The following is an 11,744-nucleotide window of genomic DNA, read 5'->3' on the forward strand; positions in this document are numbered from 1 at the left end:
ATCGTGCGGTTGGCGAAAGGTTAATAAACTTTTCAAATCAACCGCGTAAAATCAACTGTAAGTTGTGGACAACGCCTTTAGTTTTTTATTGCGATAGGCGGTAAATGCAATAATAAATAGTGTATAGCACCACAAAGGAAAATCGCCCCAATATCGATAAGGCGTCATGCCGGTTACTTTGTTTAAGGCAACTTCCAGCGTCGCACTGCTAAATTGAGGAGCTTGAGCCAGTATTTTTCCTCGGTGATCTACAAACGCCGTAATACCATTGTTGGTAGCGCGAATTAATGGCAAGCCAAACTCCGCAGCTCGTACCTGAGCGATTTCTAAATGCTGAGCTGGACCGTGAGAGTTTCCAAACCATGCATCGTTGCTGACAGTAAGCAGGAAGTCAGATTGATTTCTGAGGTTGTCCCTTATTTGTCTCGGAAAGGCGATTTCAAAACAAATAGCAGCTAAAAAGTGATGTCCATTTACCAGCAGGTTGGCCTGTTCATAATCACCTCTGGTAAAAGAGGACATGGGCAAATCAAATATCGGTGCCAGACCTCTTAACCAGTCTTCCATGGGGATAAATTCCCCAATGGGCAACAGGTGGTGTTTGCTGTAGCGGTTCTGATGAAAGTATTGGTACTGGGGAGCTTCAGAATCATTGTCAACTTTGCCCAATACTATGAGGTTGTTGAAGGCCTGATAGGTCTCAAAGTTGTAATTTACGATACCGGTTATTAATCCGGTATCGGAATCGAAAGCTTTTTGATCAAGGTTTTGTAAATAACCGGTCGCCAGGGGTTCCAGTTTAGGAATCGCAGCCTCTGGCCACAAAATGACATCATTGTGCCAAAGGTTTTCACTGAGCTTCAGGTACTTCTGCATTGTGGGTTCATCTTGTTCCGGTACCCAGCGCAGTTCCTGTTTAATATTACCCTGAACCATGGCTATTTTTACTGATTCGTCTTGTTTGGTGCTGAAGTTCAAAGTGGCCACCAACAGCGAGCCAAGAGCAAATGCTGTGACAACAAGACTCAGTGATTTAGCCACTGGTTTGGGGGGGGGGTGCGACTCGGCGAGGAATTTAGCGCTCAAACAGGTCACCAATATCATGAGCATACTAACACCGGTTTCACCGATTAACGGATACCAGGAAGACAGTGGGCTAACAGATTGTGTATAACCCACAGATAGCCATGGGAAACCGGTTAAAAACCAGCTGCGCAGCCACTCAAACAGAAACCAGATTGCCGCCATAATAAAAGCGCGATGTCTGGCGGTTTTGAATTTATGCCATAACCAAAACGCGCCTGCCGGGAAAAGGGCGAGGTAGGCGACTAACAGTGCCATTAAGCCCAGAGAGCCAATGAGTGGTAATCCGCCAAAGTTGGCGATGCTGACATGCACCCAACTGATGCCGGCCCCAAACCAGCCTATCCCGAACAAAAAACCGGTTTTAAAGCCTGACAGAGAATGTCGGAAATACAAATAAAAGGTAATAGTGAGACTGGCAAAGGGAATCAGCCAGAACGAAAAAGGGGCATAAGCAAAGGTCATTGCTATGCCCGACAATATTATCAGAAAATACTGAATCGATAGTTTATTAAGCACTGGCGAGATGGTTGGCTGGCACTCTGGGCAGGGTGACTTTAAGTTGGATAAGTCTTCTGCCGTCAGCGTTATTCACCTTAAATTCAATATCATTGATCACGATGGACTCATCTTTTGAAGGCATGTGGCCAAAACTGTTTAGCACTATGCCGCCAATAGTATCGGCCTGCTCTTCATCAAAATTGGTATTGAAATAGCGGTTAAAATCATCAACAGCGGTGAGCGCTTTCACCGAGTAGGTGTAGGTATTCAGTGCCTTGATGTCTTCGGTTTCTTCATCATCGGCATCATGCTCATCTTCTATTTCACCGACAATCAGCTCCAGAATATCTTCGATAGTCACCAGGCCCGAGACGCCGCCGTATTCGTCAATAACGATCGCCATGTGATAGCGGTGTTGACGAAATTCGCGCAGTAAAACATCCACGCGTTTGCTCTCCGGTACAATGACCACCGGACGCAAGATGTCTTTTAGTTCGAACTGTTGTACTTCACCGAAGGCGTATTTGAGCAAGTCTTTTGCTAACAAAATACCTTCTACATGGTCTTTGTTTTCTGATACCACCGGAAAACGGGAGTGGGCGGTTTCTAAAACAAGAGGTAAGAATTCAGACACTGTCTGATTGATATCAATGGTTACCATCTGCGCTCTTGGGATCATAATGTCCCGTACCCGCATTTCAGCCACTTCCAGCACGCCGTGTATCATTTCCCGGGTGCCCGGGTCGATCACTTCCTGCAATTCAGCTTCGTTGATAACTTCAACCAGCTCTTCCCGACTTTTGGGCTCTCCTGTGAAGGTTTGAATGATTTTTTCTAACCAACTCTTACCAGAAGAACCGTTCGTAGAGTGTGGGTTGTCGTCGTTACTCATGAGTTTGACATAATTCCTTTGTTGGCAAGCGCCCTATAATTCATGATCAATATAGGGGTCGTCAATACCTAAACTGTTTAAAATTTGAACTTCAAGGCGTTCCATTTGTTCCGCCTCTTCGTCGTTTATATGGTCATAGCCCAACAAATGCAAGGTTCCATGCACCAACATATGTGCCCAATGAGCCGCCAATGGTTTATTTTGTTGAATCGCTTCTTCCGCAACCACAGATTGGCAAACGATTAAATCGCCTAACAGGGGTAAATTTAAACCTGGGGGTTGCTCGAAGGGGAAAGATAAAACATTGGTAGGTTTATCTTTTCCTCTATAGGTGGCGTTAAGCTCCTGGCTTTCAGTGGCCTCAACCACACGAACTGTCAGTTCCAGCGCTTCTCCCTGCGGAAATTTGCTGAAAAGCGCTCCTGGTACAGCTGATAATGTGGCGTTAATCCATGCTTCAAAGTTAGCAACGATACTGCCGTCTAATGGAGTATCTGTTGCTAACTGTGTATCAATGTCTGTAACGATTGGCATATCACTGTGATTGGTCACCATTAGTCGTTGCCTGAATGATTATTTTGGGCATTGAGTTTTTCTTGTCGCGCCAGCTCTTTCTTTTCTTTTTGAATTCGCGCTTCTTCTTGTTCGAACTTGTCATAGGCCTGAACAATTCGCGCTACTACCGGGTGCCTGACTACATCATTAGCGGTAAAAAAGTTTAATGAAATATCGTCAACGTCTTTCAGCACTTCGATTGCGTGACGCAAACCGGAGCGCACACCTCGGGGAAGGTCAATCTGGGTGATGTCACCCGTTACCACGGCTTTAGAGTTAAAGCCAATACGGGTCAAAAACATCTTCATTTGTTCAACCGTGGTATTTTGGCTTTCATCCAAGATAATGAAGGCATCATTTAGGGTGCGACCGCGCATGTAGGCCAGAGGGGCCACTTCAATAACATTGCGCTCAATTAATTTTTCCACTTTTTCAAAGCCCAACATTTCAAACAGAGCGTCGTATAAAGGGCGTAAATAAGGATCCACTTTTTGTGACAAATCACCGGGTAAAAAGCCCAGTTTTTCTCCGGCCTCTACTGCAGGTCGGGTCAATAGTATGCGGCGTATTTCTTGTCTTTCCAGCGCTTCAACTGCGCAGGCTACAGCCAGATAGGTCTTGCCGGTTCCGGCTGGACCTATGCCAAAAGTGATGTCGTGTTGTACCACGTTCATCAGGTATTGGGACTGATTGGGATTGCGGGGCTTGATAACGCCACGTTTGGTCTTGATATGAACTTCTTTACCCCAACCCGAGTCGCTCTTTTGTTCCATGATCCCCGATGCCTGAATGGCCAGGTGCACCTGTTCGGGCTCTAGCTCCGGAAACTCGCCTTTTACGGGTTGCGTCTCCACGTATAAGTCCTTTAGTAAGGTCAGGGTGGCGTCCACTAAGTTGGCTTTTCCAACCACTTTAAAACTGGTGTTGTTGTAGCTGACTTCAACACCCAAACGTTTTTCAATTTGTTTGATATTGTCGTCGAATGGACCACATAGGCTGGACAAGCGTCTATTGTCTATGGGCTCCAGGGTAATGCTTTTAGTAACTAGTAATCTATTACTCAATGGCTTTTCTGTGATTAATTAGGTTGAAATTGGGTAACACCCAGATTGTCGGTTTTTTCGATTCGGGTTTCCAGAATACTCTCCGGAGCCGTGGCGATGCGCAGATTCATTTCCGCTTCTGTGCGAACTACATTGCCTCGTAACGAGTTGGCAAACACGTCAGTGATTTCAATATCCACAAATTTACCCACCATATCTGGCGTGCCTTCGAAGTTCACCACGCGGTTATTCTCGGTACGGCCCGACAATTCCATAATATTCTTTTTAGAAGGCCCTTCCACTAATATGCGTTGTGTGGTGCCCACCATGTTTCTGGCTATGCGCTGAGCTTGCTGACTGATGCGTTGTTGCAGTAAGTGAAGACGTTGTTTTTTAACTTCTTCGCTAACATCATCTGGCACGTCCGCTGCCGGCGTACCAGGTCTGGCGCTGTAGATAAAGCTGAAACTTAAATCGAAATCAATGGCCTGAATCAGGTTCATGGTATCTTCGAAATCTTTGTCACTTTCACCGGGGAAGCCGATGATGAAATCTGAAGACATGCTCAGATTAGGACGAACTTTTTTCAGGCGTCGAATTTTAGACTTGTATTCAATGGCGGTGTGACCACGCTTCATCATAGCGAGAATATGGTCCGAGCCACTTTGCACTGGTAAATGCAGATGATCCACCAGTTCTGGGATGGTTTCGTAGGCATCAATGATGTCGTCAGTAAATTCAACCGGGTGTGATGTGGTGTAGCGAATGCGATCGATACCGTCGATTGCAGCAACCAGGTGCAGCAGTTCGGCAAAGCGACAAATACTGCCGTCGTAGTTTTCACCGCGATAGGCGTTAACGTTTTGTCCCAACAGGTTGACTTCGCGAACGCCTTGTTCCGCCAGTTGCGCAATTTCGAAAATGACATCATCTACCGGGCGTGAAACTTCTTCACCACGGGTATAAGGCACAACACAAAAACTGCAATATTTAGAGCAACCTTCCATAATGGAAACGAACGCTGTGGGGCCTTCTGCTCTTGGTTCCGGTAATCGGTCGAACTTTTCGATTTCAGGAAAACTGATATCCACAACAGCTTGCTCTCCAGCCTGAATCTGGGAAATCATTTCAGGTAAACGATGCAGGGTTTGCGGACCAAATACGATATCTACAAAAGGCGCACGTTGACGAATTGCGTCGCCTTCCTGAGACGCCACACAACCGCCCACACCAATAACCAGCTCTGGCTTTTTGGTTTTGAGGTTTTTCCAGCGACCCAGTTGATGGAATACTTTTTCCTGTGCTTTTTCTCGAATCGAGCAGGTGTTAAGCAAGATAACGTCAGCTTCCTCCGCTTCTTCGGCAAGGGAATAACCATGGGTGCTATCCAGTAAGTCCGCCATTTTTTCCGAATCGTATTCGTTCATTTGGCAGCCCCATGTTTTGATAAACAGCTTTTTACTCATGTTCTCTTACTCAATATTCAACTCGTTCGATAAATTCTGCTTTTCTCCGGCAGTATAGCGGAAAAAAGGGCGCGTATTTTATAGCCTAATGAAGTGAGTTTCCAGACATTTAACCCGTTGCCATATTAAATCTCTGCTTGCGGCGCTTATTCCGCTAAAAACACTACACTTTTGCGGTATTCCACAATTTAATTATTACTAAATATTTTTAAATTCTATACGGGGTTGTGCATGGAATACAAAGCACAAGGTGCCATGTCTGTGTGTCAAATAATCTCGGGTATAAATTTTCATACATGGATATCGATACTGTGAACCAATTCCCAAAAACACCAAAGAAGTTTAAATGTGCATTTGAAATGTTCGATATCTGTTCTAGATTTGGAAATATCACAGAGCAGATAAATGAGTGTGTTGCCCTTTGTTGTGGTCTCCATTGCAAAGGGTAACTGACTTATATCAAGGTTGAGATTCAATCATGCAGTTTGATGGCTCTGTTACGGTGTCAAAGGAGTTTCATGACACAGCCCTACGGGAAACTTGTGTAGTTTCGTACAGAACCCTGTCTTAGGAGCAATAAGTAATGACAGACGACAAAGGCCCCAAAAAGCAAAAAGTTGAATCGAAAATTGAAAAACTGGAAGACCGTATCGCCCCAGGTGGGATTGGCGGTTTAGTTGGTGATTTAGGCGTTGAATCTAATGACGCGCCGCCACCTGGTGATGACGGTGGTCATCCGGACGGTGGTGAAGAACATCCGCCAACAGGCAATGAAGGTGGTCCACCTCCAGGAGATGAAGGTGGTGAGATGGGTGGAGACGGCACAGTCACACATCAAGACGGTAGCGTTGAGACTCAAAATCCAGATGGCTCAGGCAGCATGGTGTACCCCGATGGCTCTACTGAGACCTGGGACGGCCAGGGCGGCGGAAGCTGGGACGACGGGCAAGGCAATACCTGCCAGTGGAGTGCGGATGGTTCCGGTAGCTGGACTTCTGCCGATGGCAGCAGTGGTTATAACAATGCTGATGGTTCCGGTGGATATACTAATTCCGACGGCAGCCATGGCTCATATGGATCAGATGGCTCTTACAGTCACACTGAAGCTGACGGTACCACCTATCAAGGTAACGCCGATGGCTCAGGCTCTATCACTTATGCCGATGGCACTACCGAAGCATGGGATGCTCAGGGTAATCCGGTTGGCGAAGGTACAGAGGGTGGTGGAGACCAGCCACATGAAGGTGATGGCGGAGAGCATCCACAAGATGGTGGTGATCACCCTCAAGATGGTGGGGAAGCTGGTGACAGTGGCACCATGACCCATCCGGATGGAACGGTTGAAACCTGGAACGAAGATGGCTCTGGCAGCATGGTTTATCCAGACGGCGCGAGCGAAACATGGGATGGCCAGGGCGGTGGTTCATGGGATGACGGTCAGGGTAATACCAGCCAGTGGAGTGCAGATGGCTCTGGATCTTGGTCTTCCTCCGATGGCAGCAGTGGCTACTACAACGCTGACGGTTCTGGTGGGTACACCAATGCAGACGGTAGCTCCGGTCAATATAACGCTGATGGTTCTGGAAACCACACCGAAGCCGATGGCACAACCTACACCTGGAACGCTGATGGTTCTGGCGGTGTTGAGTATTCCGACGGCTCATCTGAGTCATGGGATGGACAGGGCGGCGGATCCTGGGATGACGGACAAGGTAACTCGTCTACCTGGAATGCCGATGGTTCTGGCTCCTGGACATCCTCTGATGGCAGCAGTGGTTACCACAATGCTGATGGTTCTGGTGGCTACACCAATTCAGACGGCAGTTACGGTAGCTATGGTTCTGATGGCTCATACACTCATACTGAAGCTGACGGTACTACTTATCAACAGAATGCTGATGGCTCAGGTAGCATTACTTATGCCGATGGTTCAGTTGAGGAGTGGGATTCTCAAGGTAACCCAGTAGGTGAACCGGCAGGCGGAGAACAACCGCAAGACGGAGGCGAGTATCCTGAAGGTGGCGGTGAAGCTGGCGAATCAGGTACGGTAACGCACCCGGATGGCACTGTTGAAACCTGGAATGAAGATGGGTCTGGCAGCATGGTGTTCCCCGACGGCTCTACAGAGACCTGGGATGGTCAAGGCGGCGGGACCTGGGATGATGGTCAGGGCAACACCTGTGAGTGGAGTGCTGATGGTTCTGGTAGCTGGTCCTCCTCTGATGGTAGTAGCGGTTATTACAATGCTGATGGCTCTGGTGGCTACTCCAATTCTGATGGCAGCTATGGTAACTGGAACGCCGATGGCTCAGGTACTCACGTTGAAGCTGATGGCACAACCTATCAATACAACGCTGACGGTTCGGGTTCTGTAACCTATCCTGACGGTACTGTTGATGCCTGGGATTCACAGGGTAATCCGGTGGGCGAAGGCGATGATCAGACACAAGGCAGTGGTTCAGGTGGCGAACACGACGGTTCTGCCGGTGAAGGTGGCCATGACGGTACAGCTGGAGAACATGGCGATGATGGCTCTCACCCTAATCCTGATGTGGTAGACGAGCAGGTGCTTGACGATGGCACAACTGTATTAACTTATGCCGATGGCACAGTTGAGACTTTTAATCCTGATGGTTCTGGTAGCATGGTGTTCCCCGACGGCGCTACCGAAACCTGGGATGGTCAGAGTGGCGGAACCTGGGATGACGGGCAAGGTAATAATTATACTTGGAATGCTGATGGTTCAGGTTCCTGGACATCATCTGATGGCAGCAGTGGTTATCACAATGCCGATGGCTCTGGTGGTTACACCAACAGTGATGGTAGTCACGGTAGTTATGGCTCTGATGGCTCTTACAGTCACACTGATCCTGATGGTACCGTCTATCAGCAAAACGCGGATGGTTCAGGCAGTATTACTTATCCTGATGGCACCACTGAAACCTGGGACAGTGATGGCAACATGAGTGGTGGTCACGAACCCGGTGGTCCTGAGGACGACGGTGATGACGAATGGATGGAACCTGGCAGTGAAATGGATGACCACGGTGAAATCGTTGATGAACAAATCAATGCTGATGGTTCCGGAACAGTCACCTATGCCGATGGCACGGTAGAAACCTGGAATGCTGATGGCTCCGGTAGTATCAACTACGCTGATGGCGGCACGGAAACCTGGGACGGTCAGGGTGGCGGTAGCTACGATGATGGTCAGGGTAACAGTTGTCAATGGAGTTCGGATGGTTCAGGCAGTTGGACTTCAGCCGACGGCAGCAGTGGTTATTATAATGCTGATGGCTCAGGCAGCTATACCAATTCAGATGGCAGTTATGGTTACTGGAACGCGGATGGTTCCGGCACTCATACCGATGCAGATGGCACAGTATGGACGATGAACAGTGATGGTTCTGGTAGCGTAACCTATCCTGATGGTACTTCTGAGACCTGGGAGGCAGGCGATGCGCCTTATCCGGAAGACGGTGGTGAAGGTGAGCCTATGGATTCAGGCGACATGCATGGTACTGTGCCACCGGATCCAAACGGCTATGTCAATGAGTTCATCTTGCCATTATTCGAAGGTGGCAGTGATCCGGCTGAATGGGGGCTTGACTATGATACAGATGGCCCAACCAGCTGGACGTTACCAATCGATATGGGTGACGTTGACCTCGCCTCTAGCACCTTTGTTATCTCTGGTGACATGGTAGGTGAATGGGACGGTGGAATACCTCCTGAAGCTACCGGACCGGATGCGGATGGTAATTACACCATTCAAAGCTGGCCTCTGGCAGAAGTAATTGATAACGGTGATGGTACTGTCACCTTAATATTTGACACTGATGAAACGCCTTAACAGGCACTCTATTAACTAACGGAGAATATGATTATGGCAACAGTAACCAAAGCTGACCGTGTAAAGCAAAGAGCACTAGCAGCAGTAGCTGGCGCAAAAGTGCAAGGTTATAAGATAGCTGCCAGAGCGCAGACGGCGAAAGCCAAAGCTCGTTCAAAGTAGCCTTTTTGTAAACCACCAAGGCGGGCGTTGAGTCCGCCTTTTTTGTGCCTAAAAAATAGGCTGACGGGGTTGATTTGAAATAAAAAAACAAGATTTTTCGTAACTTCGTCGATAATACTAATTTATTAGTCTTATTCTGTTTATATCGTTCTATACTTAAACAGCAAAGACAAATGAGGTGTGACGGGATTATTGATGGTGAACAGGACTGCAAGGCAAACCGCAAGCACAGCCAGCAAGGAAGTCGGCGAATTAAAACGTAAAATAAAAATACTTTCCACGTCCAGAAAGCTCACGCACGAGTTCATTGGACAGGCTCATGGTGTTAAGCACCTGATGCAAATTGTTTTTGATCGCATCCTCAATGCCTTGGACGCCGAAGCCGGTTCATTGTGGATCAAAGACGAGAATGCGAAAAAGAATGTCTGCCACCTCGCCGAAGGACCAGTAAAAAACGAAGTGATCGGTTTAAAGCTGGATTTTGGCGTGGGTATTGTCGGCACCGTAATTGAAACGCAAAAATCCAAAATCATTCTCAATTGTGCCAAAAGCAAAGAATTCTCCCAAACGGTGGATCAAAAGACCGGATTTGTTACTCGGTCCATGATATGCGTTCCCCTAATCATTGATGATGAGGCTTATGGGGCCATACAAATCGTAAATAAAAAGCATGGTGTCGATGGTCAGTTTGATACCAATGATTGTGAGTTGGTGAAAGACCTGGCAATCAGCGCAGCTATTTCCATGAAAAATGCGCGCCTCATGGAAATGGAGAGCAAAGTAAAGGAAATGAATGCCCTGATGAGCATATCTAACGAAGTCGTTTCGACGTTAGATGTTGATCAGGTGCTGCATCTGGTGGTTAACCGAACCAATGAACTTGTGGATGTGTCATTCGGCGCTATTGCCCTGCTGGACGACGACGAGTTAAGTCTCAACGTTATTTCCGGAGGCGAAAAGGTAGATCTGAAAAATCCCCGTCAACAAGCGGTTTTGGGCCTTATGAATCAAGTGCAAAATCTGCAGCGCTCAGTGTATGTGGCGGAAAAGGAGCGCTATATTCTCTCCCAAAAGGGTAAAACCAATGACTGGGTCAAATATCTTAATCAATTTGATGTAAAAAGCCTCTGGAGCGTTGCGTTGCGCGATGAAGAGGGGGTTTTAGGTGTTCTTTGGTTCGAAAGCAATGTGGCGCACTTTGCTGACGGCGGTAAGGGCGACCTGCTGCATATTATGGCGTCTCAATCCACGGTCGCATTACGCAATGCCAGCTTGTTTAAAAGTATCACCAATCGCAAATCTCTCTCAGGCTTAAAGGATAGTGGTCTCAAATGGTTTAAGAGTAAAGGCAAGCGCGCAGCAATTGTAATGGGAACAGTGGTTACCTTATTACTGAGTTTTCACTTCTTACCGGTTTTGCGCTGGGTTGCTGCCCCCACAACTGTCGAAACGCAATTGGGGCAGGGGATCTTCACTCCGGTAGATGGCCGTATTAGCAGTATTTTGGTGCGAGAAGGGCAACCGGTTAAAGAAGGTGATGTCGTCGCCGAATTGGATACTACGGCTATCCGACTTGCACTGGTGGAGGCTCAGGCGCAACTTGCCATTGCGGAGCGGCAAATTGTGGAAGCCAGGGCTGAAAAGGACAGTTTCGCCTTGTCCAATGCCATGATTCAACGGGAATCCACATTGGCTAAAGTAATCAAGTTGCAGGGAGATTTAAATAACACAGCCATTATCGCCCCAATCTCTGGAGTTGTACTCAATACCAATATCGGCGAACTAAGGGGCCGACACTTTGGCACTGGCACTGAAATCTTCCGCATTGCCAATCCTGACAAGTTTCGCCTGGTAGTGCACGTAGCCGAAGAAGACATTATGGATGTCAAAATCGATCAGGAAGTCAGGGCTGTGTTAAGAGCAAGGCCGGGTGAGTATGTTTATGGCAAGGTTTTGCATGTGGGGCGTTCCTACGATGTGCCTACCACTATTTTGGAAGGGGAAGAAGAAGTCGATACCAGTGAGTTGCAAACCGGCTTTGTCGCTGAAATTTTAATAACTGAATCTGATTACCGGGTGTTGCCAGGTATGACTGGACAGGCGTTGATTTATACACCTGAAACATCGGTAGTGCAGCGCTACTGGCGCAGAGTTCGCAACTTCTTTATTTTTACTCTGGGATTTTAACT

Annotated in this window: 8 protein-coding genes; 3 read left to right on the top strand and 5 right to left on the bottom strand. The window is 47.6% G+C overall.

Going from position 1 to position 11,744, the window contains the following annotated elements; all coding sequences use genetic code 11:
- Positions 1–51: 51 nt before the first annotated feature.
- Genes lnt through miaB form a run of 5 tightly spaced genes read right to left on the bottom strand, consistent with a single transcriptional unit; the run spans position 52 to position 5,540 of the window.
- Positions 52–1,548 (bottom strand): apolipoprotein N-acyltransferase, encoded by a 1,497-nt coding sequence (gene lnt, locus ACXAD8_RS01625; RefSeq protein ID WP_475224245.1) that lies wholly within the window; start codon positions 1,546–1,548, stop codon positions 52–54.
- Positions 1,549–1,594: 46 nt separating this feature from the next.
- Positions 1,595–2,476 (bottom strand): HlyC/CorC family transporter, encoded by an 882-nt coding sequence (locus ACXAD8_RS01630; RefSeq protein WP_475224246.1) that lies wholly within the window; start codon positions 2,474–2,476, stop codon positions 1,595–1,597.
- Between the two features lie 33 nt (positions 2,477–2,509).
- Positions 2,510–3,031, bottom strand: a complete 522-nt coding sequence (gene ybeY / locus ACXAD8_RS01635) for an rRNA maturation RNase YbeY (RefSeq protein ID WP_475224248.1) — start codon at positions 3,029–3,031, stop codon at positions 2,510–2,512.
- A complete protein-coding gene (locus ACXAD8_RS01640) occupies positions 3,031–4,095 on the bottom strand; it encodes a PhoH family protein (RefSeq protein WP_475224250.1) in 1,065 nt (354 codons plus the stop codon). The genes ybeY and ACXAD8_RS01640 overlap by 1 nt, the downstream gene beginning before the upstream one ends.
- A gap of 14 nt (positions 4,096–4,109) precedes the next feature.
- Positions 4,110–5,540, bottom strand: a complete 1,431-nt coding sequence (gene miaB, locus ACXAD8_RS01645) for a tRNA (N6-isopentenyl adenosine(37)-C2)-methylthiotransferase MiaB (protein WP_475224252.1) — start codon at positions 5,538–5,540, stop codon at positions 4,110–4,112.
- 583 nt (positions 5,541–6,123) lie between these two features.
- Between miaB and ACXAD8_RS01650 the strand changes: the two genes are divergently transcribed.
- The 3 genes from ACXAD8_RS01650 to ACXAD8_RS01660 all read left to right on the top strand — a co-directional run bounded on the left by ACXAD8_RS01650 (position 6,124) and on the right by ACXAD8_RS01660 (position 11,742).
- Positions 6,124–9,393, top strand: coding sequence for a beta strand repeat-containing protein (locus tag ACXAD8_RS01650; RefSeq protein WP_475224253.1), 3,270 nt, complete (start codon positions 6,124–6,126; stop codon positions 9,391–9,393).
- 33 nt (positions 9,394–9,426) lie between these two features.
- Entirely contained in the window at positions 9,427–9,555 is a 129-nt protein-coding gene (locus ACXAD8_RS01655; protein WP_475224254.1) for a hypothetical protein, read from the top strand.
- A gap of 195 nt (positions 9,556–9,750) precedes the next feature.
- On the top strand, positions 9,751–11,742 hold the full coding sequence (locus ACXAD8_RS01660; protein WP_475224256.1) for a GAF domain-containing protein: 1,992 nt from the start codon (positions 9,751–9,753) through the stop codon (positions 11,740–11,742).
- The last annotated feature ends 2 nt before the right edge of the window (positions 11,743–11,744 follow it).

This window comes from Planctobacterium sp. AWH2_060 (assembly GCF_056158425.1).

Excerpts from the sequence above, each read along its gene's own strand:
- miaB (WP_475224252.1), bottom strand. The coding sequence starts at position 5,540 with ATGAGTAAAAAGCTGTTTATCAAAACATGGGGCTGCCAAATGAACGAA.
- lnt (WP_475224245.1), bottom strand. The coding sequence starts at position 1,548 with ATGACCTTTGCTTATGCCCCTTTTTCGTTCTGGCTGATTCCCTTTGCC.
- ACXAD8_RS01630 (WP_475224246.1), bottom strand. The coding sequence starts at position 2,476 with ATGAGTAACGACGACAACCCACACTCTACGAACGGTTCTTCTGGTAAG.
- ACXAD8_RS01650 (WP_475224253.1), top strand. The coding sequence starts at position 6,124 with ATGACAGACGACAAAGGCCCCAAAAAGCAAAAAGTTGAATCGAAAATT.
- ACXAD8_RS01660 (WP_475224256.1), top strand. The coding sequence starts at position 9,751 with ATGGTGAACAGGACTGCAAGGCAAACCGCAAGCACAGCCAGCAAGGAA.
- ybeY (WP_475224248.1), bottom strand. The coding sequence starts at position 3,031 with ATGGTGACCAATCACAGTGATATGCCAATCGTTACAGACATTGATACA.
- ACXAD8_RS01655 (WP_475224254.1), top strand. The coding sequence starts at position 9,427 with ATGGCAACAGTAACCAAAGCTGACCGTGTAAAGCAAAGAGCACTAGCA.